The 22,606-nt window shown below is 73.4% G+C and carries 24 protein-coding genes and 1 tRNA gene; 9 read left to right on the top strand and 16 right to left on the bottom strand.

Translation table 11 applies throughout. The features are described 5' to 3' along the window. Positions 1–28 precede the first annotated feature (28 nt). The 3 genes from Q6348_RS04475 to Q6348_RS04465 form a co-directional block, all read right to left on the bottom strand. A complete protein-coding gene (locus Q6348_RS04475) occupies positions 29–1,090 on the bottom strand; it encodes a DUF2087 domain-containing protein (RefSeq protein WP_304600106.1) in 1,062 nt (353 codons plus the stop codon). Positions 1,091–1,196: 106 nt separating this feature from the next. Next, on the bottom strand, positions 1,197–3,749 hold the full coding sequence (locus tag Q6348_RS04470; RefSeq protein WP_304600105.1) for an ATP-dependent Clp protease ATP-binding subunit: 2,553 nt from the start codon (positions 3,747–3,749) through the stop codon (positions 1,197–1,199). Between the two features lie 160 nt (positions 3,750–3,909). Continuing rightward, a complete protein-coding gene (locus Q6348_RS04465) occupies positions 3,910–4,386 on the bottom strand; it encodes an acyl-CoA thioesterase (RefSeq protein WP_304600104.1) in 477 nt (158 codons plus the stop codon). Positions 4,387–4,401: 15 nt separating this feature from the next. Here Q6348_RS04465 and Q6348_RS04460 point away from each other — a divergent pair, with 15 nt between their 5' ends. Then, positions 4,402–5,277 (top strand): HAD hydrolase family protein, encoded by an 876-nt coding sequence (locus tag Q6348_RS04460; protein ID WP_304600103.1) that lies wholly within the window; start codon positions 4,402–4,404, stop codon positions 5,275–5,277. 44 nt (positions 5,278–5,321) lie between these two features. Here Q6348_RS04460 and Q6348_RS04455 read toward each other — a convergent pair whose 3' ends face one another. The 8 genes from Q6348_RS04455 to Q6348_RS04420 form a co-directional block, all read right to left on the bottom strand. Further along, complete coding sequence (locus Q6348_RS04455; RefSeq protein ID WP_304600102.1) at positions 5,322–5,846, bottom strand: O-acetyl-ADP-ribose deacetylase; 525 nt, start codon at positions 5,844–5,846, stop codon at positions 5,322–5,324. Positions 5,847–5,867: 21 nt separating this feature from the next. Beyond that, complete coding sequence (dtd, locus tag Q6348_RS04450; RefSeq protein WP_304600101.1) at positions 5,868–6,305, bottom strand: D-aminoacyl-tRNA deacylase; 438 nt, start codon at positions 6,303–6,305, stop codon at positions 5,868–5,870. 1 nt (position 6,306) lies between these two features. Then, complete coding sequence (locus Q6348_RS04445) at positions 6,307–6,627, bottom strand: DUF2516 family protein (protein WP_304600100.1); 321 nt, start codon at positions 6,625–6,627, stop codon at positions 6,307–6,309. 52 nt (positions 6,628–6,679) lie between these two features. Then, the gene (locus Q6348_RS04440) at positions 6,680–7,729 is read right to left on the bottom strand and encodes a GGDEF domain-containing protein (protein WP_304600099.1); all 1,050 of its coding nucleotides are present in this window, start codon (positions 7,727–7,729) and stop codon (positions 6,680–6,682) included. Between the two features lie 68 nt (positions 7,730–7,797). Next, positions 7,798–8,877 (bottom strand): FUSC family protein, encoded by a 1,080-nt coding sequence (locus Q6348_RS04435; protein ID WP_304600098.1) that lies wholly within the window; start codon positions 8,875–8,877, stop codon positions 7,798–7,800. 16 nt (positions 8,878–8,893) lie between these two features. Then, positions 8,894–9,991: a CAF17-like 4Fe-4S cluster assembly/insertion protein YgfZ gene (ygfZ, locus tag Q6348_RS04430; RefSeq protein WP_304600097.1), complete on the bottom strand. Its 1,098-nt coding sequence runs from the start codon at positions 9,989–9,991 to the stop codon at positions 8,894–8,896. Further along, complete coding sequence (locus Q6348_RS04425) at positions 9,988–10,500, bottom strand: heme-binding beta-barrel domain-containing protein (protein ID WP_304600096.1); 513 nt, start codon at positions 10,498–10,500, stop codon at positions 9,988–9,990. The genes ygfZ and Q6348_RS04425 overlap by 4 nt, the downstream gene beginning before the upstream one ends. A 158-nt stretch (positions 10,501–10,658) precedes the next feature. Further along, positions 10,659–11,393, bottom strand: a complete 735-nt coding sequence (locus Q6348_RS04420; RefSeq protein WP_304600095.1) for a hypothetical protein — start codon at positions 11,391–11,393, stop codon at positions 10,659–10,661. A gap of 113 nt (positions 11,394–11,506) precedes the next feature. Here Q6348_RS04420 and Q6348_RS04415 point away from each other — a divergent pair, with 113 nt between their 5' ends. The 3 genes from Q6348_RS04415 to Q6348_RS04405 all read left to right on the top strand — a co-directional run bounded on the left by Q6348_RS04415 (position 11,507) and on the right by Q6348_RS04405 (position 14,459). After that, entirely contained in the window at positions 11,507–12,226 is a 720-nt protein-coding gene (locus Q6348_RS04415) for a winged helix-turn-helix transcriptional regulator (RefSeq protein WP_304600094.1), read from the top strand. A 73-nt stretch (positions 12,227–12,299) separates the two neighbouring features. Further along, positions 12,300–13,553, top strand: a complete 1,254-nt coding sequence (gene nhaA, locus Q6348_RS04410; protein WP_304600093.1) for a Na+/H+ antiporter NhaA — start codon at positions 12,300–12,302, stop codon at positions 13,551–13,553. Next, entirely contained in the window at positions 13,554–14,459 is a 906-nt protein-coding gene (locus Q6348_RS04405) for an alpha/beta fold hydrolase (RefSeq protein WP_304600092.1), read from the top strand. Positions 14,460–14,466: 7 nt separating this feature from the next. On the opposite strand, the gene nth is transcribed toward Q6348_RS04405, so the two are convergent. Further along, entirely contained in the window at positions 14,467–15,204 is a 738-nt protein-coding gene (gene nth, locus Q6348_RS04400; RefSeq protein ID WP_304600091.1) for an endonuclease III, read from the bottom strand. 165 nt (positions 15,205–15,369) lie between these two features. Here nth and Q6348_RS04395 point away from each other — a divergent pair, with 165 nt between their 5' ends. Continuing rightward, positions 15,370–15,768 (top strand): hypothetical protein, encoded by a 399-nt coding sequence (locus Q6348_RS04395; protein WP_304600090.1) that lies wholly within the window; start codon positions 15,370–15,372, stop codon positions 15,766–15,768. Between the two features lie 101 nt (positions 15,769–15,869). Continuing rightward, positions 15,870–16,547: a Crp/Fnr family transcriptional regulator gene (locus Q6348_RS04390; RefSeq protein WP_304600089.1), complete on the top strand. Its 678-nt coding sequence runs from the start codon at positions 15,870–15,872 to the stop codon at positions 16,545–16,547. 42 nt (positions 16,548–16,589) lie between these two features. Here the strand turns inward: Q6348_RS04390 and Q6348_RS04385 are convergent, their stop codons facing one another. From Q6348_RS04385 to Q6348_RS04375, 3 genes are read right to left on the bottom strand one after another with little or no spacing between them, the layout of a single operon-like run. Next, positions 16,590–17,063, bottom strand: coding sequence for a RidA family protein (locus Q6348_RS04385; protein ID WP_304600088.1), 474 nt, complete (start codon positions 17,061–17,063; stop codon positions 16,590–16,592). Then, the gene (gene sp36, locus Q6348_RS04380) at positions 17,060–17,224 is read right to left on the bottom strand and encodes a Sp36 family protein (protein ID WP_304600087.1); all 165 of its coding nucleotides are present in this window, start codon (positions 17,222–17,224) and stop codon (positions 17,060–17,062) included. The genes Q6348_RS04385 and sp36 overlap by 4 nt, the downstream gene beginning before the upstream one ends. Before the next feature lie 10 nt (positions 17,225–17,234). Further along, a complete protein-coding gene (locus Q6348_RS04375) occupies positions 17,235–17,573 on the bottom strand; it encodes a WhiB family transcriptional regulator (RefSeq protein ID WP_304600086.1) in 339 nt (112 codons plus the stop codon). Positions 17,574–17,725: 152 nt separating this feature from the next. Here Q6348_RS04375 and Q6348_RS04370 point away from each other — a divergent pair, with 152 nt between their 5' ends. From Q6348_RS04370 to Q6348_RS04360, 3 genes are all read left to right on the top strand, one after another. Next, positions 17,726–20,179 (top strand): penicillin-binding protein, encoded by a 2,454-nt coding sequence (locus Q6348_RS04370; protein WP_304600085.1) that lies wholly within the window; start codon positions 17,726–17,728, stop codon positions 20,177–20,179. After that, the gene (locus tag Q6348_RS04365; protein ID WP_304600084.1) at positions 20,180–21,100 is read left to right on the top strand and encodes a metallophosphoesterase; all 921 of its coding nucleotides are present in this window, start codon (positions 20,180–20,182) and stop codon (positions 21,098–21,100) included. 44 nt (positions 21,101–21,144) lie between these two features. Then, positions 21,145–21,218, top strand: a tRNA-Pro gene (locus Q6348_RS04360). An 85-nt stretch (positions 21,219–21,303) separates the two neighbouring features. Here the strand turns inward: Q6348_RS04360 and Q6348_RS04355 are convergent. Then, a complete protein-coding gene (locus Q6348_RS04355) occupies positions 21,304–22,458 on the bottom strand; it encodes a glycoside hydrolase family 16 protein (protein ID WP_304600083.1) in 1,155 nt (384 codons plus the stop codon). Positions 22,459–22,606 lie beyond the last annotated feature (148 nt).

Here is a 22,606-nt window from a genome sequence, read left to right as displayed (position 1 = left end):
CTTCGGCGCGGTCGCCGCGCGTCCGCCCTCAGGGTGCGTCGTGGAGCGCGGCGTCGATCACCTCGGTGATCTCCAGCCCGTCGAACTCCGTGACGTGCGTACGCCAGTACTCCGCCCCGTCGCGCGTCCGCGACAGCAGACCCGCATCGACCAGGTCCCGGCGGACGCCCACCGGGTCCCGCACGACGGCTGCCAGCCGGTCGGTGAGCGCGCGCTCGGACACCGGGTCCTGCACCGCGCTGACCCGGGTGGCCAGCCAGCGCCGCACCAGGGCGCGGTCCGCCTGCCGTCGCGGCATGCGTTCGAGACGTCCCCGGTCCAGGAACCTGCGCACGGTGTCCGGCGGGTGGGTCATGGACGCGAGCGCCCAGAGCTGGACGGGCCACGACGGGTCGTCGACATCGATCACTGCGAAGTGGCCGCCGTCGACCGGGAGGAGCGCTACGTCTCCTCCCGCCGCGCGCGCGGCGGACACGTACGCCTCGGACTGCGTCGGCGGGACCACGTCGTCGGCCCGGCCGTGCACGCATCGCACGGGCGCGCCCAGCGGGACCTGCCGGATGGGGTCCAGGGCGACGTCGGCCGTGCCCGGCGCGTGCCCGAGCAGCTGCGCGACCGCCCCCGCGCCGAGGTCGGCGGCGGCCACCAGGTCCAGCACGGCGGCCTGCGCGACCACGCCGGTCAGCTCGACCGCATCGTCGTGCGCCCACCTCGTGCAGCGCGTGCGCGACGCCGCCCAGGTGGCCAGGTGACCGCCGGCCGAGTGGCCGAGCGCGAGCACCGTGTCGAGCCCGAACTCGTGCTCGTGGGCCGCGGGGCGCAGGGCGTCGATCCCCGCCGCGACGTCGTCGAACGTCGCCGGGTGGCCCCCGCCGTCACCGACCCGCCGGTACTCGAGGTTCCACGCGACCCATCCCCGCCGCGCGAGGTCCGTCGCGAGGGGCCGCGCACCCTCCAGGCCGTACCGGGCACGCCAGAACCCGCCGTGCACCAGGACGACGACGCCACGCGCCGGTCCGTCCGGGAGGCTCAGCTCGGCGAACTGGGCGGGGTGCTGCGTGCCGTAGGGCACCGTGACGGGCGGCCTCATGGCGCCACTGTGCCAGTCGGGCGGGCGCCCGCCGTCACGTCCGGCGGGAGACGACCGACGCCCGGCCCCGCGGTTGCGGGGCCGGGCGTCGGTCGTTCCGGCGTCGTCAGTCCTGGTCGTCCCCGGACGACGCCTCGTCCGTGGTGGTCAGCGGCGGCATGGACGCCACCGAGACCCCGACCGGCTCGCCGGAGTCGGTCTCGGCGTCACCGCCGCGGCCGTGGAAGATGAACTCCCCGAGGAGCCCCTCACCCTGGGCGTCGACCACGACGGTCTGGCCCGGGCGCAGCTCGCCGAACAGGATCTTCTCGCTCAGGGTGTCCTCGACCTCGCGCTGGATCGCGCGGCGCAACGGCCGGGCTCCCAGGACCGGGTCGTAACCCTTCTCGGCGAGCAGCTGCTTGGCCGCGGGCGTGAGCTCGATGCCCATGTCCTTGTCCTTCAGGCGGGTCTCCAGCTTGGCGATCATCAGGTCGACGATCCGGATGATCTCGTCCTGCGACAGCTGCGGGAACACCACCACGTCGTCGACGCGGTTGAGGAACTCGGGCCGGAAGTGCTGCTTGAGCTCGTCGTTGACCTTCGCCTTCATCCGCTCGTAGGACGTCGACAGGTCGCCGCCGGCCTGGAAGCCGGTCTGCACACCCTTGGCGATGTCCCGCGTGCCGAGGTTGGTGGTCATGATGATGATGGTGTTCTTGAAGTCCACCACCCGGCCCTGGGAGTCGGTCAGGCGCCCGTCCTCGAGGATCTGCAGCAGCGAGTTGAAGATGTCCGCGTGGGCCTTCTCGACCTCGTCGAACAGCACCACGGAGAACGGCCGGCGGCGCACCTTCTCGGTGAGCTGGCCGCCCTCGTCGTAGCCCACGTAGCCGGGGGGCGAGCCGAACAGCCGCGAGACGGTGTGCTTCTCGGAGAACTCGCTCATGTCGAGCTGGATGAGCGCGTCCTCGTCGCCGAACAGGAACTCCGCGAGCGCCTTGGCCAGCTCGGTCTTCCCCACGCCGGTCGGCCCGGCGAAGATGAACGACCCGCCCGGACGCTTGGGGTCCTTCAGGCCGGCCCGCGTGCGCCGGATGGCCTGGGACAGCGCCTTGATCGCGTCGTTCTGGCCGACGACCCGCTTGTGCAGCTCGTCCTCCATGCGCAGCAGCCTGCTGGACTCCTCCTCGGTGAGCTTGACCACGGGGATCCCGGTGGCCAGCGCGAGCACCTCGGCGATCAGCTCCTCGTCGACCTCGGCCACCGAGTCCAGGTCACCGGACTTCCAGGCCTTCTCGCGCTCGGAGCGGCGCGCCGTGAGCTGCTTCTCGGTGTCGCGCAGCCGCGCGGCCTTCTCGAAGTCCTGCTCGTCGATCGCCGACTCCTTGTCGCGGCGCGCCTCGGCGATCTGCTCGTCGAGCTCACGCAGCTCCGGCGGGGCCGTCATCCGACGGATGCGCAGGCGCGCGCCCGCCTCGTCGATGAGGTCGATCGCCTTGTCCGGCAGGAACCGGTCGTTGACGTAGCGGTCCGCCAGCTGAGCGGCGGCCACCAGCGCACCGTCGGTGATGGACACCCGGTGGTGCGCCTCGTAGCGGTCGCGCAGCCCCTTGAGGATCTCGATGGTGTGCGGCAGCGTCGGCTCGGCGACCTGGATCGGCTGGAAGCGGCGCTCCAGCGCGGCGTCCTTCTCGACGTGCTTGCGGTACTCCTCGAGGGTGGTCGCACCGATGGTCTGCAGCTCGCCCCGGGCCAGCATCGGCTTGAGGATGCTCGCGGCGTCGATCGCGCCCTCGGCGGCGCCCGCACCCACGAGGGTGTGGATCTCGTCGATGAACAGGATGATGTCGCCGCGCGTCCGGATCTCCTTGAGGACCTTCTTCAGCCGCTCCTCGAAGTCACCGCGGTAGCGGGACCCGGCGACCAGGGCGCCGAGGTCGAGCGTGTACAGCTGCTTGTCCTTGAGGGTCTCGGGCACGTCGCCGCGCACGATGTCCTGCGCGAGACCCTCGACGACGGCGGTCTTGCCGACGCCGGGCTCGCCGATCAGCACCGGGTTGTTCTTGGTGCGGCGGGAGAGCACCTGCATGACCCGCTCGATCTCCTTCTCGCGCCCGATGACCGGGTCGAGCTTGCCCTCGCGCGCGGCCTGGGTGAGGTTGCGGCCGAACTGGTCGAGCACCGCGGAGCCGGAGGGGGTGCCCTCCTGCGGGCCACCCGCAGCGACCGCTTCCTTGCCCTGGTAGCCGGACAGCAGCTGGATGACCTGCTGGCGGACCCGGTTGAGGTCGGCGCCGAGCTTGCCCAGCACCTGGGCGGCGACGCCCTCACCCTCGCGGATCAGACCGAGCAGGATGTGCTCGGTCCCGATGTAGTTGTGGCCCAGCTGCAGCGCCTCACGCAGCGACAGCTCGAGCACCTTCTTGGCGCGCGGGGTGAACGGGATGTGACCGGACGGGGCCTGCTGCCCCTCACCGATGATCTCCTGGACCTGCGAGCGCACGGCGTCCAGCGAGATCCCCAGCGACTCGAGCGCCTTGGCCGCGACGCCCTCACCCTCGTGGATCAGGCCCAAGAGGATGTGCTCGGTCCCGATGTAGTTGTGGTTGAGCATCCGCGCCTCTTCCTGGGCGAGGACGACCACGCGGCGGGCCCGGTCGGTGAATCTCTCGAACATCAGCACTCCTTGCCGGGGGGTGGGCCGCAGGAAGGTCTCCCGCGTGCCTGGGACGGCGTTCTGCAAGGCTAACCGCGGCACCTGCCCGAGACGTCCCGTGTTCGCCCCCGGCGTGATCCGTTCGCTCAGCCGCCGCCGGCGATCCCCCGTGCACGCCCACCTACCAGGCGTGCAGCACCGGGTCGTCACCCGGGTAGGCCTCGAACGCCGCTCGCTCGTCGGGCGTGAAGGGCCGGGGTGTGCCGCTTGCCGCGTCGAGCTGGACCATCCGGCTGCGAGCGCGCAGGTAGACCGTGCGCGCGGCGTCGAGCACCTCGTAGGCCATGTCGACGGAGGTCCGGCCGACCCGCGGCGCCCACACCTCGACGTCGATGGGCTGCGGCCGGTAGGTCAGCCGACCGAGGTAGTCGATCTCGTGCTTGACCACCACGAGCCTGGAGGACGTCAGCTGCCCGTCCTCATCGACGCCCATGTCGAACAGCGCGAACCGCGCGTCGTCGAGGTAGCGCAGATAGGCAGCGTTGTTGACGTGCCCGAACAGGTCGACGTCCGACCACCGCACCTGGGTGCGCAGCACCCCGCGCCCCGCCGACCCCCGCGCGACCTCGTCCATCACGCGCCCGACGCTACCGCGCACGGGCACAATGGTGGGATGACGCGCCCACCCACGGCCGGGGCCCCGACCTCGCTGCCCACGACCGCCGAGGCCGCAGCCCTGCGCCTGGTCGCAGTGGACCTGGACGGCACGCTGCTCGGCCACGGCGTGTCCGTGGACCCACGCTTCTGGTCGCTCGCCGACCGGCTGGAGGAGCGGGGCGTGCAGCTGTGCGCAGCGAGCGGACGGCAACGTCACACGCTCGTCGAGGTGTTCGGGGGGCGGCTCGCCCGCATGTCGCTGATCTGCGACAACGGCGCCTTCCTCGAGCACCGCGGCCAGGTGCTGCACGCCGAGGTCCTGGGGACCGAGGCGGTCGCCCGGACGGTGCGCGGGATGCGGGACCTGCCCGGGTTCGCCGACCGGTTGGCGATCGCGGTGTCCGGGCCGGGCACCGTGCTGCTGGAGACGCCTTCGGACGCCGTGGCCGCCCGCGCCGCGGGCTTCTTCCACTCCGTCGTGCGGGTGCCCGACGTGCTCGAGGGCGCCGCGGACGCGCTCAAGGTCTCGGTCTACAGCGCCGACGGGGTGGACGCCGCGCTGCTCGAGGGCTTGCACCGGACGGCCCCGGGGTACGCGGTGGTCCAGGGGCACGACCACTGGGCGGACGTCACCGGCGCCGGCACCGACAAGGGTGCCGCCCTGCGCAGGCTCCAGCTCGAGCTGGGCGTCACACGCGAGCAGACCGCCGCCTTCGGCGACCATCTCAACGACCTGGGCATGCTCGCCGCAGCGGGGGTCTCGTTCGCGATGGGCAACGCGCACCCCCGGGCCGCCGCCGCCGCACGGTTCCGCGCGCCGGCCAACACCGAGGCCGGCGTGGTGCGCGTGCTCGAGGAGCTCTTGGACCTGATGGGGCCCGGCACCCGCTGACGCGCCCGCACGGCGGTCGGCCAACCGGGGCGAGCCCGGAGCCCTCAGCCCTCCAGTGCCGCCACGAACGCGTTCGCCGCGTCGTCGGAGAACAGCACGAAGCGCACCTCGGCGACGCTGCTTCCGGCGTGGCCCCGGGACCACCGCCGCACCGCGTCGACCGCGATCCGCGCGACCTCCGCCATCGCCCACCCGTACACACCACCGCTCACGGCCGGGAACGCGACCGACGCCGCACCCAGACCGTGCGCGACGTCCAGCGAACGGCGGAAGCAGGACGCGAGGAGGTCGGGGTCGGTCTGCCCGGCGTGCCGGTTGGGCCCCACGGTGTGCACCACCCAGCGCGCCGGGAGATCGCCGGCCTCGGTCGCGACGGCCTCACCCACCGGCAAGCCGTCCGGCCAGGTGGTCCGCCGCACCTCCTGGCAGGCGGCCAGCAGGGCCGGCCCCGCCGCCGCGTGCAGGGCACCGTCCACGCCGCCGCCTCCGAGCAGGCTGGAGTTGGCGGCGTTGACCAGCACGTCGGCCCTCGTCCGGGTGAGGTCTCCGCGTTCCGCTGTGATCCGCATCCGACCAGCCTGCACCCTCGGTCAGGCGCGCGCAGGGGTCTCCAGCACCAGGGTCACGGGTCCGTCGTTGGTGAGCTCCACCGCCATGTCCGCTCCGAACACGCCGGTCGCCACCCGCAGCCCCCGGGCACGCAGCTCGTCGACGACCTGGTCGACGAGGGGCTCGGCGACCGCGCCGGGGGCCGCGGCGTTCCAGGTGGGCCGGCGGCCCTTGCGCACGTCGGCGTAGAGCGTGAACTGACTGACCACGAGCACCGGCGCGCCCGCGTCGACGGCGGCCTGCTCGTCCCGCAGGATGCGCAGGTCGGCCACCTTGCGCGCGATCCATGCCACCTCCGCCGGACCGTCGTCGTGGGTCGCCCCGAGCAGGACGACGAGCCCCGGCTCGTCGATCGCTCCGACCACCTCACCGTCGACCCGGACCGCCGCCCGGGTCACCCGTTGCACGACGGCGCGCACGTCACCAGCCGCCGGAGCGGCGCGGGCCCGGACGCCGCGGTCCGGATCCCAGCGCCGGGCGGACGTCGACCAGGTAGACGATCGCGCCGACGGCCGCGATCAGCACGAGGAACCCGAGGGGCGCGCCCAGCGGAGGCATCGCCGCGAAGGACACCGCGGTACACGCCCCGGTGACGCCCACCCAGAAGCCTTTGGTCCGCTTGCCGGCTGCCACGAAGGCCTGGGAGGGCCGCCGTGCGGCGTCGATCAGCGCGAGCAGGCTGAACACGAACACGGCCAGGTACAGCAGGCCGAACACGAGGAGCTGAGCGGTGCGGATCACGGGACCAGCCTACGGGCGCCCTCCGGCCGGCCACGACGCCCGGCCGCGGACGCTACTCGACCACCACGCGCCCACGGCCCTGGAGCTTGGCCTGGTAGAGCGCCTCGTCGGCGCGCGCGTAGAGCACCGCGAGGTCCGGCTCCTGCATCGCGGGCACGTGCGTCCCGCCGACGCTGACGCTCAGCGCGAGGACGCGTCCCAGATGGTTCATGGGGCTCGTGCGGACGGCGTCGTGGAACCGCTCCATCACGGTCCCCACCTCCTCCGGCGGCCCGCACGGCAGCAGGACGGCGAGCTCGTCCCCGCCGAGCCGCGCGACGGTCGCCTTGCTCGGGCACGAGGTGCGCAGCAACGCTGCGACGTGCACGAGCGCCGCGTCGCCCACGGGGTGTCCGTAGGTGTCGTTGAGGGCCTTGAAGTGGTCCAGGTCCACGATCGCGAGCCCCGTGCCCAGCGCGAGGTCCTCCGCCGGGCACGGGGTGGCGAGCACCTCGTGCGCCACCTCCTCCAGCCGCCGCCGGCTGGCGAGCCCCGTCAGCTGGTCGATCGCGGCGATCTCGCTGAGCCGGCCGGTCAGGGCATCCTGGCGGTCCGCCACCATCTGGAGCGCGGCCGTGACCATCGCCAGGGCTGCCGTCATCACGAAGGCGTCCGCGACAGCCTCCCGGGCGGGCAGGACGACCACGGACAGGACGACGTCGCTCGACGCTGCGAGCGCGGACACCGTCCACGCCACCGGTGCGCGCAGGTTGGCCGCGGCGAAGACCACCGGGTAGATGAAGCCGATCTGCCCCGCCGCCCGGGAGTCGTGGGTCACCAGCCCCAGCCACAGCACGACGGCCACCCCCAGGACCGAGCCCGCCGTCCACACCCACCGCGGCACGCGGTCCGGCACGGACCCGACCAACGTGCCGGCAAGCACCAGGACCGACCCGATCACGGTGGCCTGCACGAGCGTCGTGGGGGTGGAGCGGGACAGGCCCAGGACGGCGCCGAGCACCTCGTAGCCCACCATGGCCCCGGCGGCCAGGAGGGTCACGGCGGCGCCCGTGCGCCCCGCGGACACATGGTCCCGGGGCTCGAGCAGACCGTCGGAGGGCATGTCTCTCCATCGACCCCTCGCCGGATGACCTTGGTACTCCGCCCAGGTGACCCGGCGGGTGAATCCCGTCAGATCTCCGGGAGCATCGCGCGCGCCGCCTCCGGCTCCACGCCCGCGGTCTCGGCGAGGTCCACCACGAGGGAGCGCAGCAGGAGCACCAGGCCCTGGACGTGCAGGTCGCCGCCCGGCGCGAGGTGCCACGGGTCGCTCTGCTCCGCGGCCCTGGCGAGTGTCCGCACGGCGGCGCCCGTCCCCGCGCCGGTGGACAACGCCGCCGCGGTCTCCTGGGCACCGCGCCGCGCCAGCTCCACGACCTCGGCCAGGGCGGCGACGTCCTCGTCGCCCGCCACGCTCTCCGCGCGCCGCGCCAGCACGCGTGCGTTCCGCATCGCCCGGTCGGCCAGCGTCGCGGCCGCCACGAGGGCCGCGAGCTCGTCACGATGCCGCCGGAACGCAGGCGAGAGGCGCGCCGCCTGGCGCGCACTGACGGCCGCGGCGTGCCAGGCGTCCAGCACCGGCTGCGACGCGCGCCCGCGCAGCAGCGCCTGCCGGGCCAAGGCGGGGTCACCGGTGCGCAACCCCTGCGCCAACGTGCCGAGCACCTCGGCGATCTCCGTCATGGCCTCCTCGGCGACCGAGCGGGCGCGGCGCCGCGGGTCCTGCGGAGTCAGGGCGGCGATCACCAGGGCCACCAGGCCACCCACGGCCGCGTCCAGCCACCGACCCACCGGACCGCCCGCACCGGACGCCGGCAGCACCACCACGATCATGGCCTGGACGCCGGCCTGCACGGCCAGCAGGTCACCGCGGTCCAGCAACCTGGCCAGGAGCACCGCCAGGGCGAGCACGACGGCCACCTGGATCGCCCCCGTGCCGATCCGGTGCACGAGCTGGTCCCCGGCCAGCACCCCGATCGCCACCCCGATGGCGAGCTCGGCGACGCGACGCAGGTTGCGGTCCGCACTGAACCCGAGCGCGATCCACGCCGCCACCGGGGCGAAGAAGGGCTTGGGGTGGCCGAGCCCGTAGCGTGCGATCGCGTAGGCGCCCCCGGCGCCGACCGACGCGAGCGCGACGGGGACCGCCGCCCTGCGCACCCGTGCCCATCCCTGGCGCGCACGGGCCGCCAGCTCCGGCCCGAACCTCACCGGCGACTCACCCGGGTCACCGACCCGGCGGGGTGATCCCCAGCCGTGGACGCGGCGCAGGGCGGTCGCTCGACACGCCCTCGGCCGGCACGACGACCTCCTGGCCGGCGGCCACGGGCCCACCGTCGCAGTCCACGAGCAGCTCGACGTCGCTCGGCGTGCCGCGTCGCAGCACACCCAGGGCCACCGGGCCCAGCACGTGGTGGCGGGCCACCGTCGTCACACGCCCCACCTCACGCTCCCCGGCCCGCACGGGTGCACCCGGTTCAGGCAGCAGGTGTCCCGAGCCGTCCAGGTGCAGCAGGGCGAGCCGACGCGGCGGACGGCTCATGTTGTGCACGCGGGCCACCGTCTCCTGGCCCCGGTAGCAGCCCTTGGCGAGGTGCACCGCGGTGCGCAGCCAGTCGAGCTCGTGCGGGATGGTCCGGTGGTCGACCTCCGTTGCGGCCCTCGGCCGCCAGGCCTCGATGCGCAGGGCCTCCAGCGCCCAGGTCCCGGCGGGTCGCCAGCCGGCGCGTTCGCGCGCGCCGACCTCGTCGGCCAGCGCCGTGCGCGGGACCAGCACGAGCCGCCAGGCGCGCTCCCGGCCGGGGTGCTCCTGGTCGGGCGCCCCGTAACGGGTCCCCCCGGCCGCGACCTGCGGCCACGGGTCCGCCCAGGTGACGGGCTCGCCCTCGGCACCCTCCTGGCGAACCGCCTCGCCCACCGCGGCCCAGGCCTCGGTGACGTCGGCGATCTCGACCCGGCGGGTGAACCGCATCGAGTCCAGCCAGGCGGCCAGCGCGGGCGCGGTCTCGGTGATCAGCCACGTCGTCTCGCCGTCGTCCACGACCCCCGCGGCGTGCTCGATGTGCCCGTGCGGGCTGAGGACGAGCGTCTCGGTGGAGGTACGCGGGGGCAGCGCCTCCAGGTGCTGGGACGTGATCGAGTGCAGCCAGGTCAGGCGGTCCGGGCCGGTGACGGTGACCACCCCGAGGTGCGACTGGTCCACCACCGCACCGCCGGCCTCGAGCGCCCGCTGCTCGCCCGTCGGGTCCCCGTAGTGCCAGGCCACGCCGGCGTCGGGACCGGACGCCTCGACCGCGCCGGGCCGCGCGAGCAGGGGGCTGCTCATGCGAGCCGCTCCATCCGCAGCGCCGCGTAGGACTGCAGGGGCTCGCCGAACGCCGCGATGTCCCAGGTCCACATCAGCTCCCCGTCCACCAGGCCCAGCAGCCGCGTCGCGGCCGTCAGCTCCGCGGCGTCGGGGGTACGCGCCATGAGGTCCGACGCCAGGTCGATGCGCCCCCCCGCGACCACGCCGGCGTACAGCGTGAGGTATCCGGCCGGGTCGGTGAGCATCAGCTCGACCGGGAACTGACCCTCCCCCAGGTCGTCGGGGCGGTCCGCCGGGACGCGCCAGAAGCCCTGCTCGGTCCCCCACACCCGGTCGGAGCCGGCCAGGGTCAGGGTGGATCGCCAGGTCAGGTACGGGCCCCCGTCGTGGTCGACCTCCACCTGCCCGGTGACCTCGACGCGCGGGACCTGGGGGTAGGAGACCTCACCGGTGCCCCGCCACCGCCCCACCAGCCAGGCGAGCGGGTACACCTCGGGAGCCAGCCCCTCGGGGATGACGAAGGGCATCGCTCAGCGCTGGCCCTTGAAGAGCTTGAGGACGACGTACACGGCGAACCAGCCGATGGTCACCGTGGTCGCCACCAGAAGGCCGATGTAGAACAGCTCGAGACCGGTCATGTCCGCGATCCTACGGGCCGTCGGCCGTGCCGCGCCGGTCGGCGCGGTCAGCCGAGCAGGACACGCCCCACGATGTACACGAGGATCCCGCTCACCGAGACGGGCAGCAGCAGGGCCGCGACGGACGCCGACCGGCGGGCCAGCGCGGGCACGCGGTCCAGGAGGACGTGCAGCACCGCGACGAGCAGACCCACGGCGAGCCCAAGCAGGGTGCCCGCGGCAGGCCCGACCGGAGCCATCACGATGCCCGCGCCGAGCCCGCCGAGAGCTCCGGCGAACACGGTGATACCCGCCGCGGTCCAGCCCCCGAACGGCACGGCGGACGCCGCAGCAGCGAAGAACAGTGCCAGCGCACCGGTCACGACCAGGCCGACGTCGGCCGGTGTCCGCAGCGCGGCCGGCCAGCCTGCTGCGGCCGAACCGATGAGCACGCCGCTCACCCCGCCGGCGACCGACTCGACGAGCCGTCGCCGGCCGTCGGTCCTGACGAGCTCGTTGACGAAGGCCAGGAGGACCGCGAGCGCGACGACCTCCGGCAGGCCACGCAGCACCGGGTCTCCTCGCGTCAGGCTCACGGCCAGCACGCCCCCAGCTCCGCCGAGGGCGACGACCACCGCCGAGCCCTGCGGTGCCGGCAGTCGCAGCAGGCGCGGCCACCCGGTCGCGAAACCGAGGGCGACCAGCACCGACACCGCCGTGAGCCAGGGCTCTCCGAACACCCCGGCAGCCGCCACGGCGGCGGCGGCCGCGGCGGTCAGGACGGCCCGTGTCGTGACGTGCATCAGTGCTCGGGCCGGGCAGGGGGTGCAGGCACGGGCAGCAGTGTCGCAGAAACCGCGCCGGGCACGGGCGACACCCCGGTACCGTTGGGGCGCCCACCTCTGGAGGACCGACAGTGGCAGACCTGCTCCTGCTGACACCGTCGACCGGGGGCTCGGCCCACGTGCTGCCGGCGCTGGGGCTGCTCGCCCACCGGGTCAGGGTGCTGCCCGTCGAGCCGTCGGCCCTGCTGGACGCTCCGGACGCGGACGTGCTCCTCCTGGACGCCCGACGCGACCTGGCCACGGCCCGGTCCACGTGCCGTCTGCTGCGCGCGACCGGGCTCTCGGTGCCGCTCGTGCTCGTGCTCACCGAGGGCGGTCTGACGGTGGTCACCGACGAGTGGGGCGCGGCGGACCTGCTGCTCGAGGACGCGTCGCCCGCCGAGGTCGAGGCCAGGCTGCGCCTCGTCATGGAGCGCGCGGCGGCCGGCGGCGACCGGGACGAGCCCGAGGAGATCTCGTCGGGGGACCTGAGCATCGACCCCGGCGGCTACACGGCTCGGGTCCGGGGCCGTGCGCTGGACCTGACCTACAAGGAGTTCGAGCTGCTGCGGTACCTCGCCCAGCACCCGGGCCGCGTCTTCACCCGCGCGCAGCTGCTCCAGGAGGTCTGGGGATACGACTACTTCGGCGGCACCCGCACGGTGGACGTCCACGTCCGGCGGCTGCGCGCCAAGCTGGGCCCGGAGCACGAGCAGCTGATCGGGACGGTCCGCAACGTCGGCTACCGGTTCGACCCGCCCCGCGGCCGGACCGACCAGGATGCCTCGCGGGGAGCCGAGGAACCGGCCTGATGCGCCCTCGCCTATCCTGGGAGCCGGGAGAGCCGGGAAGTCTGGTCGGCACGTCATCCACCCGAGGAGTCGCATGTCGCGCCGAGCCCGACTGGCACGCCTGGCCGCACGCCCCGTCTCCGGCCTGTTCGCCCGGATCGCACCGGACGACGAGCGCAACATCGTCGACGTCCTGCGGACCGAGAAGGCCGGTGGCGCACTGCTGCTGGTCGGAGCCGTGGCAGCCCTGCTGTGGGCCAACTCGCCCTGGTCGGACAGCTACCGCACCGTGCTGCACACCGTCGTCGGGCCGGCGGCCCTGCACCTGGACCTGACGCTCGCGCACTGGGCCACCGACGGCCTGCTCACCGTGTTCTTCTTCGTGGTGGGCCTCGAGCTCAAGCGCGAGATCGTCGCGGGCGAGCTGCGCCGCCCGGCGAGCGCCGCCCTGCCCGTGGTCGCGGCGATCGGGGGCATGGCGGTCCCGGCGCTGCTGTTCGTGCTGGTGAACCTCGACGGCGGCGACCTGCGGGGCTGGGCGGTGCCCACGGCGACCGACATCGCGTTCGCCATCGCCGTGCTCGCGGTGGTCGGCCGGAGCCTGCCGAACTCCCTGCGCGCCTTCCTGCTCACGCTGGCCGTGGTGGACGACCTCCTGGCGATCGTCGTGATCGCGATCGTCTACTCAGAGTCGATCTCGATCGGCTGGCTGGCGGCGTCACTGGCCGTGGCAGCCGTGTTCGGCCTGCTCACCCGCCGCCGGGTCACGACACCCTGGCTCCTGGTCCCGCTCGCCCTGCTCGCCTGGGGCTTCATGCACGCCTCGGGGGTGCACGCCACGATCGCAGGCGTCGTGCTCGGCCTCGTGGTGCCGGCCACGCCGGACGCGAGCGAGGAGCACAGCCTCGCGGCGCACATCGAGCACCGGTGGCGTCCGATCTCCGCGGGCGTGGCGGTGCCGGTGTTCGCGCTCTTCGCGGCCGGGGTGTCGCTGAGCGGCGACGCGCTCGCGTCGGCCGCCAAGGACCCCGTCGCCCAGGGGGTGGTGCTCGGGCTGGTGCTCGGCAAACCTCTCGGGATCCTCGGTGGCACGTGGGTGGTCTCCACACTCACCCGCACACCCCTGGCACGCGGCCTCGGGTGGGGCGACGTGCTCGCCGTCGGGTTCGTCGCAGGGATCGGCTTCACCGTGTCGCTGCTGATCGGTTCGCTCGCGTACGGCGAGGGCACGGCGACCGAGGAGCACGTCCGCGCGGCGATCGTGGTGGCCTCGGCGGTGGCCGCCGCGATCGGCGGCGCCCTGCTGGCCCGTCGTGACCGCCACCACGCCTCGGTTGCGGCGGCCTAGGTGCGTACCGCACCGGAGTCGTCGTCCGTCCTGGTGGACGGGCCGTGGCAGCACCGCTTCGTGGCCGCGAACGGGGCCCGGTTCCACGTGGCCGAGGCGGGTGACGGGCCGCTGGTCGTGCTGCTGCACGGGTTCCCGCAGATGTGGTGGGCCTGGCGCCATCACATCCCCCGGCTCGCCGAGGCCGGGTACCGCGTGGCCGCGATGGATCTGCGCGGCTCGGGCGCCTCGGACAAGCCGCCGCAGGGCTACGACGTGCCCACGCTGACGCGCGACGTCGCCGGGGTGATCCGGTCCCTGGGCCGCAGCGAGGCGGTGGTGGTCGGCCACGGGCTGGGCGGCACGGTCGCGTGGTCGATGCCTGGGCTGCGTCCGGGGGTCACGCGCGCGGTGGCGGCCTTCTCCGCATCGCATCCCGCACGGCTGCACACGGCCGCGGCCGCCAGACCCCTGCTGCTGCGGCCCACGACGCGCCATCTGGCCTTCTTCCAGCTCCCGTGGTTTCCGGAACGCCGGCTGACCCACGGGGACCTCGCCGCCCGCCTGCTGCGCGAGTGGGGAGCCGGGGACTGGCCGACGGCGGACGAGGCCACGACGTACAGCACAGCGATGCAGGTTCCGTTCGCGGCGCACTCGTCGATGGAGACGCTGCGCTGGCTGGTGCGGTCCACTCCCCGCGTCGACGGCCGGCGCTACCTCGCGGCCGTGCGCGAGCCGCTGGACGTGCCGGTCCTTCAGGTCCACGGCGACCAGGACCGATGCCTGCCGTTGCGGACGGTGGGCGGCTGGGCGGGCGGCCGTCCCTACCGCCTCGAGGTGGTCTCCCGTGCCGGGCACTTCCTCCCGGAGGAAGCGCCCGAGGAGACCGGGGCGCTGCTCCTGGACTGGCTCGGCTCGCTGGCCTGACGCGCCGTCAGCCCCCGGCGATCACGCCGACGACGTGCGCCGACGCCTTCACCAGGCGGCCGGCCTCCTCGGGATCCATCGGTCCGAGTCCGGCCGACGGGCACCAGCGCGCCACCGGGCAGGCGCCGCACGCCGGGCGGCGCGCGTGGCAGGTGCGCCGGCCGTGCGCGATGAACCGGTGCGACGCCATGGTCCAGTCGCGGCGCTGGAGCATGCCGCACAGCTCCGCCTCGACCTGCACCGGGTCCTCGGAGTCGATCAGCCCGAGCCGGCCCGTGACCCGCAGCACGTGGGTGTCGACGGGCAGGCCCGGCACCCCGAACGCGTTGCCGAGCACGACGTTCGCCGTCTTGCGTCCCACACCCGGCAACGAGACCAGGTCCGTCATGCGTCCGGGGACCTCGCCGTCGAAGCCCTCGACCAGGGCGCGGCCGAGACCGATCAGCGCACGTGCCTTGGACCGGAAGAACCCGGTGGAGCGGATCAGCTCCTCGAGCTCGGCCTGGTCGGCACCCGCGTAAGCCTCGGCGTCGGGGTACCGCGCGAAGAGCGCCGGGGTGACGAGGTTCACCCGGACGTCGGTCGTCTGGGCGGACAGCAGCGTGGCGACCAGCAGCTCGAGCGGGGTGCGGAAGTCGAGCTCGCAGTGGGCATCCGGGTAGCGCTCGGCCAGCGCGCGGTCGATCTTCCTGGCGCGGCGCGTCCGCGCCAACGGCGTCTCGTGCGGCGGCGAGGCAGGCGGCATGCGCCCACCCTAGGCGCCGTCGCCCACACCGCTGCGTACGGATGGGGGACAGCTGACGACCGTTGGGGTGAACCGCGCCGCGCCGGCTCAAGCACCGTCGCACCGGCACCGATCCGTCTATCGGGCGCCACCGCGCTCGCACCGACTCCCGAGCGAAGGACGGCGATGACGATCGCGTACGGCGAGCCCTCGACCGGCCTGGACTCCGCCGCCACCCGCCGCGCGGTCCGCGCCGAGCGCGCCACGGTCAACCGGTGGCGCCGGCTGGTGCGCGCCCGTCTCGACCTCCTGGTGGCCAGCTACGCCCCGCCCGAGGCCATCGGGGAGCTCACCTGGGACGTCCTGCCCGCCCATGCCGACGTCCCGGTGGTGGAGGAGCTGCGGACCGCCGTCTGCCGGGATCCCGCGGAGGACCGCGTCGGGGCGATGCACCGGCTGCGCGAGCTCGACCGGCGCCTGGCGACGTACGCCGCCCGGCTGGACACCGCCGAGGAGAAGACGACCGAGCGGCTCGTGATGCGGCTGGTGCTCGACGAGCTGGAACGCAGCGCCGAGGAGGGCTGACGCCCCGCGCGCCGCGGAATGGGCCGGGCTGGACCATCGGCACCGATGTGCGCCTAGGGTGGAGCCGAACGAGACGTGGGTCACACCCAGCGGAGGTTCCGGTGAACGACGACGCTGTCCTGCAGGCCCCCTTGTTCGCGGCCATCGACGAGGACGCTTCGCGGGCCCTGCTGCGCACGATGGAGCGGATCGACCTCCCGCGCGGGCGCGCCGTGTTCCGGGAGGGCGACCCGGGTGACCGGCTCTACGTCATCGGCGCCGGTTCGGTGAAGCTCGGGCGCCGCGCGCCGGACGGGCGGGAGAACCTGCTGTCGGTGCTGGGGCCCGGTGAGATGTTCGGGGAGCTGTCGCTGTTCGACCCGGGTCCGCGGACCGCGACGGCGACGGCCGTCAACGACGCCCTGCTGTTCGAGCTCAGCCATGCCGAGCTGATCGACTGGATCGGCGAGCACCCACCGGTCGCGACCCACCTGCTCCAGGCGCTCGCGCACCGGCTGCGCCGCACCAACGAGGCGATGGGCGACCTCGTGTTCGCCGACGTGCCGGGCCGCGTGGCCAAGGCGCTGCTGGACCTGTCGACCCGGTTCGGCGAGCCCGCCGAGGACGGCCTGCGCGTGGCGCACGGCCTGACCCAGGAGGAGCTGGCCCAGCTCGTCGGCGCCTCGCGAGAGACCGTCAACAAGGCACTGGCGGACTTCACGTCGCGCGGGTGGCTGCGACGCGAGGGACGAGCCGTCGTCCTGCTGGACATCGAACGCCTCGAGCGCCGCGCCAAGTGACGGCCCGGACCTGGGCCCTGCTCCGGACCGGGACGCCGACCGTCAGGTCAGCTCGACGACCAGCTCGACCTCGACGGGCGCGTCCATCGGCAGCACCGCGACGCCGACCGCCGTGCGGGCGTGCAGGCCCGCGGGCCCGAACACCTGGCCCACCAGCTCGCTCGCCCCGTTGATCACGGCGGGCTGACCGGTGAAGGACGGGTCGCTGGCCACGAAGCCGATGAGCTTGACCACCCTGGCGACCCGGTCGATGCTCCCGGCCTGCTCGGCGACCGCGGCGAGGGCGTTGAGCACGGCGACGCGGGCCTGCTCGTACGCCACGCCGGGCGGCACCAGCCCGTCCCCGTCGCCCACCTTGCCCGTCACGGGCAGCGCACCGTCGACGAACGGCAGCTGACCGGCGGTCCACACGTAGCCGCCCGTCCGTACCGCGGGCACGTAGGCGGCGGCGGGTGCAGGCACCGGGGGAAGGGTGAGGCCGAGCTCGTGAAGCCGGTGCGAGGGGCTCGTCGTCATCCCTGGCCACCCGTCGGGCGCTTGAGGTAGGCCACCAGGCCCGAGCCGTCGGGCCCGGGCACGACCTGCACGAGCTCCCATCCGTCGGAGCCCCACTGGTCCAGGATCTGCTTGGTCGCGTGCACGATGAGCGGAACGGTCGCGTACTCCCAGGTCGTCATGAGCGGCACGCTACCCGCCGTGCACCATCCCACGCTCACGGTCCGTGCCGGGCAGCGGCCGCGCGCCCCCGACCAGCGCCAGCTCCGGGGTGGCTTCGAGGACCTCCCGCCAGGACTCGACGTCCGGGAACCGGCGCATGAGGGCGCGGCGTTCGCGCTCCGTCATCCCGCCCCAGACCCCGAAGGCGACCCGGTGATCGAGCGCGTCCACCAGGCACTCGAACCGCACCGGGCAGCGCAGGCACACCTCGCGCGCAGCCCGCTGCGCCGCGCCCTCGACGAACAGGTCGTCGGGGGAAGCCTTGCCGCAGGCGCCGTACGCGGTCCAGTGCTGGTCCTGCACGGTCATGCTCCTCTCCCCTTCAGGTCACGGTAGTTCGTCACACCCCAGGTTGATATGGGCCGTTCGGGCCCTTGTCAGACCCCGAGAGAGCCAACCTGCACCACCCCTTCACGCGTCCGGGTGAAGGGGTGGTGGAGCCCTCCCGTACCCTGGTGGCCATGCCGTCCCGCCGTCCCGCGTCCGCCCGGCAGGTCAATGCCTTGCAGGCGGTCGGGCTGCTGCTCGCCTTCCTGCTCGTCGCGACCGTCGGCGGAGTGCTGTCCGCCGGTCTGTTCATGCCTGCCGTCGCCAGCACCAGCGCGCTGACGAAGACCAGCGTCGGGATGTTCGACAACCTGCCGGACGAGCTGGCGCTGCCCAAGCTCAGCCAGAAGTCCTTCATCTACGCGGCCGACGGCACACTGCTGGCCACGTTCTACTCGCAGAACCGCATCGTGGTCCCGCTCGCTGACATCGCGCTGCCCATGCAGCACGCGGTGATCGATGTCGAGGACCGCCGGTTCTACGACCACGGCGCGGTCGACCTCGCGGGCATGGCCCGGGCGCTGGTCAAGAACCAGCTGACCGACTCCAACCAGGGCGCTTCGACGCTGACCCAGCAGTACGTCAAGAACATGCTCATCCAGGCCGCCAACCAGATCGACGACCCGGTGGCTCGCGCCAAGGCGATCAACGACGCGCGTGATGCCACGGGCGTCGAGGGCTACGCCCGCAAGCTCCGCGAGGCGAAGCTGGCCGTCACCCTGGAGAAGAAGCTCAGCAAGGACGACATCCTGCAGGGCTACCTCAACATCGCGCAGTTCGGCGCCTCGGTCTACGGCGTCGAGGCCGCCGCGCGGCACTACTTCGGCGTCCCGGCCAAGGATCTCGACTACCTCCAGGCCGCCACGATCGCCGGGATCACCCGGAGCCCGATCCTGTACGACCCGGAACGTAACCCGAAGAAGTCCCAGGAGCGTCGCAACGTCGTGCTCGCCGCGATGCTCCGGGAGAAGGACATCACGCAGCAGCAGTACGACCAGGGCCGCGCCACCCCGATCGAGAAGACCCTCAACATCGGCAAGGACCGGCAGGGCTGCGTCACCGCCGACGACTCGGTGCCCGGCTCGGCATACTTCTGCGACTACGTCACCAAGATCATCGCGCAGGACCCGGTGTTCGGGGACACCAAGGCGAAGCGCAACAACCTCCTGTACACGGGCGGCCTGTCGATCACGACCACCCTGGACCCGACGATGCAGGGCCTCGCCGACGCGGCCGTGAAGGGCGCGGTGCCGCCCGAGGACCCCTCCGGCGTCGGCGTGGCGATGTCCGTCGTGGAGCCGGGCACCGGGAAGATCAAGGCGATGGCGCAGAACCGCGCGTTCGACCCGTCACCCGAACCGCCGGCCGGCCACACCGCCGTGAACTACAACACGGACCAGGCCTACGGTGGCTCCAGCGGCTTCCCGCCAGGATCGACCTTCAAGCCGTTCACCCTGCTCGAGTGGTTCAAGGAGGGCCACTCGCTGCAGGAGGTCGTTGCCGGCAGCCCCCGCACCTACCCGATGAGCGACTTCCACGCGTCCTGCACGGGGTTCGGCGGCAAGCCCTGGAAGCTCGGGAACGCGGAGCGATCCCCGGCCTACATGACCGTCCAGGACGCGACGAAGAACTCCGTCAACAACGCCTTCGCGGACATGGCCACCAAGCTGGACCTGTGCAAGGTGTTCCAGGGTGCCGAGGAGCTCGGCGTGCACAAGGGCGACGGCGGCAAGCTCGGGATCTACCCGTCCAACGTCATCGGCACCGACAGCGTCGCTCCGCTGACCATGGCCGCCGCGTTCGCGGCGTTCTCCGCCGACGGGACCTTCTGCTCGCCGATCGCGATCGAGTCGGTCAAGGACCGGACCGGCAAGTCCTTGCCGGTCCCGGACGCCGGGTGCCACCAGGCGATCAGCCCCGAGCTCGCGCACGCGATGGCGTACGGCTTGAGCAAGGTGTGGAGCGGTACCGCGCGGAACGTCCAGCCGCTGCCGGACCGACGCCCCGCCTCCGGCAAGACCGGCACGACGAGCGCGAACGAGGACACCTGGTTCGTCGGTTTCACGCGGCAGCTCTGCTCCGCGGTCTGGGTGGGGTACCCGAACTCGTTCACGCCGATGCACGACGTGACGATCAACGGCGTCTTCAGGCGCTACGTGTACGGGTCCACGATCGCTGCCCCCGCGTGGCGCGCGTTCATGGCTCCCGCGAGCCAGGGCATGCCCGTCGAGCAGTTCCCGGCCCCGCCGTCCTCGATGGTCTACGGCGTGCAGGTCACCGTGCCGAGGATCCTCGGGATGTCGCCCGACGCCGCGACGAAGACGCTCGAGGCGGCCGGGTTCCACGTCAAGGTGGACGCCGCCACCATCTACTCGAGCTACCCGGCCGGGACGGTCGCGGCCGCGTCGCCCGGCCCCGGGGCGCGCGTGACGCGCGGCTCCGTGGTCACACTGACCGTGTCGCAGGGGGCGGCACCGCCCCCGCCGCCCCCGCCGTCGCCGTCGCCGTCGCCCACACCCACGGACAAGCCGGGCCACGGTGGAGGCAAGGACCAGACACCTCCGCCCGGCCAGACCACGGGCGGCTGAGTGGGCGCGATCTCGCCAGCGCGCACGCTCGGCGCAGCGGCCCTGGCCGCCGGTGCCGGGCTGGCCTGGGCGCTCGCCGAGGCCCACCTGTTCACCCTGCGGCGGGTCACCGTCCCCCTGCTGCCGGCGGGCCAGGAGCCGCTGCGCGTCCTGCACCTGTCCGACCTGCACCTGACGCCTCGCCAGGACGACAAGATCGAGTGGCTGCGCTCGCTCGCCACGCTCGAGCCGCACCTGGTGGTCGACACCGGGGACAACTGGGCGCACGTGGACGCCATGCCGGCCCTCGCGCACGCGCTGGAACCCCTGCTGCACACGCCGGGGGCCTTCGCGATGGGGTCCAACGACTACCACGCCCCGGTACTGAAGAACCCCGCGCGCTACCTGCTGCCCGACGGGCGCCGACCCGTCGAGCGTGACCATCCCCGCCTCCCGGCCGGTGATCTCGCGCGGCTGCTCACCGGCGCGGGATGGGTGGACCTCAACAACCGCCGCGGCGTCGCCGTGGCGGACGGACGCCTCGTGTCGCTGGTCGGGGTGAACGACGCCCACCTCGACCTCGACCGGTTCCCTGAGGGTCGGCACCACCCGGATGCTGCGCTCCGGCTCGGCGTCACGCACGCGCCCTACCAGCGGGTCCTGGACACCATGGCCTATGACGGCGTCGACATGGTGCTGGCCGGCCACACGCACGGCGGCCAGCTCGCCCTACCGGGTTGGGGTGCGCTCGTCACGAACTGCGACCTGGACGCCGGCAGAGCCAAGGGTCTGCACGGCTGGCCGGGACCGCGGCCGGACGAGCCGGGCGGCGAGGAGTCCGTCTGGCTGCACGTGTCCGCCGGGCTGGGTACGTCGCCGTTCACACCCGTCCGGTTCGCGTGCCGACCCGAGGCGACGCTGCTCACCCTCGTGCCCCGCTGAGTTTCACGAGTCGACGACGGCTGGGCTATCCTTGCCAGGCTCATCGGGGTGTGGCGCAGCTTGGTAGCGCGCTTCGTTCGGGACGAAGAGGTCGTGGGTTCGAATCCCGCCACCCCGACTCGTGGAGTGCACCGGAAGGCCCCTGGTCACCAGGGGCCTTCCGTCGGTACCCGTCGGCAAAGCACCGAGCCCACGCAGGGCGATCAGCCGGCGGCCGGTGAGTACTGCACCACCCAGTCCACCTGGACATGGCCGACGGTCGCGTCGTCCGGTGCCGGCAGGCCGATGGCCGTCTCGACCTGGAGCACCAGGTGCATCGAGGTGTCCGGCACGCCCTGCGTCGTCGTCCCGAGCGCGACCCCGTCCAGCCAGTACTTCACCGATCCCGGCGCCCACTCGACCGTCGCGACGTGCCAGCCGTTGCCGTCGGCGCGGACCGGGGTCCGGAACCCGCTGGGGCTGCCGGGCGTCCCGGTCGAGGTGTCGCCCGTGGCGTACATGTTCGCGTAGATCGTGTTGCCCGCGGTGAGCTCACCGACCTCCGTGAAGTCGACCTCGCCCTCGCCCCAGTTGTCGCTGTCAGGCCAGAGCATCGCCACCATCTTGTAGCCGGGGATCGTGTCGGACCGGAACCGGACCGAGTACCGGCCGTACCTCTGCCCCCACCCCGTCGCCGGGATACCGGGGACGAGCGCCGCCACCAGGTGCGAGCCGTTCTCGGTGTGCAGGTACCAGTCGAGCGTGCCGTCGTGCACCGAGAGCACCTTGGCGGGGTCGTACACGCCGTGACCCGAGGTGTCCCCGTACCCGTCGTACGCGAACCACCGGGCGGTGTACGGCGAGCTCATCCAGCCGCCCAGGGCGACCGGGGTGGTGAAGTCCTCGGCCGTGACCTGGTGCCAGCCGGGGAGGTCGCCCACCGGCATGGCGGCGGGGGCCGACGTCGTCGCGGCGACGGTCAGGGGAGCCGACGACCCGACCTGCACCCATCCGCTCGGACCCTGCGCGCACGGCGCGTACCAGTAGCTACCCGCCGGCAGCGTGCGCGACTGGCGGTAGGACGTGGCGGACCCGGACAGCGGGCCGGTGACCGCCGGGAAGTCGGCCCGGGCGCCGGACTCGCTCAGGACGCACACGCCGTACGTGACGCTCGACAGCGACGGCCACGACGCGAACGACGCCGTCGCCGTCACGCTCGTCCCCGCGACCGTGACCGTCGCGTCGGTGCCGGCGACGACGGGCGTGCTCGCCGCGGTCGCCGGGCTCGGGAAGAACGCTGTGGCGACCCCTGCCGCCGCCACCACGGCCAGCCACCTCCCGCGCAGCCGACGGATTCCTGCTCTCTGACCGACGATCATGCTGTGCCTTCCGTTGACGACTCCGGATGACAGATCGGTCGCGTCGGGCCCGGCACCAGCAGTTGCGGGGCAGAGGACGAGTTCCGTACGTCACACCCGCGCACGCCCCGGTCCCCCCGCGGTGCTGCGTGGCCGGTAAGTTCGCCTC

This window comes from Actinotalea lenta (assembly GCF_030586465.1).
Taxonomy (GTDB): domain Bacteria; phylum Actinomycetota; class Actinomycetes; order Actinomycetales; family Cellulomonadaceae; genus Actinotalea; species Actinotalea lenta.
This window is presented reverse-complemented; position numbering and strand designations above follow the sequence as displayed.

Excerpts from the sequence above, each read along its gene's own strand:
- Q6348_RS04355 (WP_304600083.1), bottom strand. The coding sequence starts at position 22,458 with ATGATCGTCGGTCAGAGAGCAGGAATCCGTCGGCTGCGCGGGAGGTGG.
- nhaA (WP_304600093.1), top strand. The coding sequence starts at position 12,300 with ATGTCGCGCCGAGCCCGACTGGCACGCCTGGCCGCACGCCCCGTCTCC.
- Q6348_RS04370 (WP_304600085.1), top strand. The coding sequence starts at position 17,726 with ATGCCGTCCCGCCGTCCCGCGTCCGCCCGGCAGGTCAATGCCTTGCAG.
- Q6348_RS04460 (WP_304600103.1), top strand. The coding sequence starts at position 4,402 with ATGACGCGCCCACCCACGGCCGGGGCCCCGACCTCGCTGCCCACGACC.
- Q6348_RS04440 (WP_304600099.1), bottom strand. The coding sequence starts at position 7,729 with ATGCCCTCCGACGGTCTGCTCGAGCCCCGGGACCATGTGTCCGCGGGG.
- Q6348_RS04470 (WP_304600105.1), bottom strand. The coding sequence starts at position 3,749 with ATGTTCGAGAGATTCACCGACCGGGCCCGCCGCGTGGTCGTCCTCGCC.
- nth (WP_304600091.1), bottom strand. The coding sequence starts at position 15,204 with ATGCCGCCTGCCTCGCCGCCGCACGAGACGCCGTTGGCGCGGACGCGC.
- Q6348_RS04425 (WP_304600096.1), bottom strand. The coding sequence starts at position 10,500 with ATGCCCTTCGTCATCCCCGAGGGGCTGGCTCCCGAGGTGTACCCGCTC.
- ygfZ (WP_304600097.1), bottom strand. The coding sequence starts at position 9,991 with ATGAGCAGCCCCCTGCTCGCGCGGCCCGGCGCGGTCGAGGCGTCCGGT.
- Q6348_RS04385 (WP_304600088.1), bottom strand. The coding sequence starts at position 17,063 with ATGACGACGAGCCCCTCGCACCGGCTTCACGAGCTCGGCCTCACCCTT.
- sp36 (WP_304600087.1), bottom strand. The coding sequence starts at position 17,224 with ATGACGACCTGGGAGTACGCGACCGTTCCGCTCATCGTGCACGCGACC.
- Q6348_RS04395 (WP_304600090.1), top strand. The coding sequence starts at position 15,370 with ATGACGATCGCGTACGGCGAGCCCTCGACCGGCCTGGACTCCGCCGCC.
- Q6348_RS04475 (WP_304600106.1), bottom strand. The coding sequence starts at position 1,090 with ATGAGGCCGCCCGTCACGGTGCCCTACGGCACGCAGCACCCCGCCCAG.
- Q6348_RS04375 (WP_304600086.1), bottom strand. The coding sequence starts at position 17,573 with ATGACCGTGCAGGACCAGCACTGGACCGCGTACGGCGCCTGCGGCAAG.
- Q6348_RS04455 (WP_304600102.1), bottom strand. The coding sequence starts at position 5,846 with ATGCGGATCACAGCGGAACGCGGAGACCTCACCCGGACGAGGGCCGAC.
- Q6348_RS04420 (WP_304600095.1), bottom strand. The coding sequence starts at position 11,393 with ATGCACGTCACGACACGGGCCGTCCTGACCGCCGCGGCCGCCGCCGCC.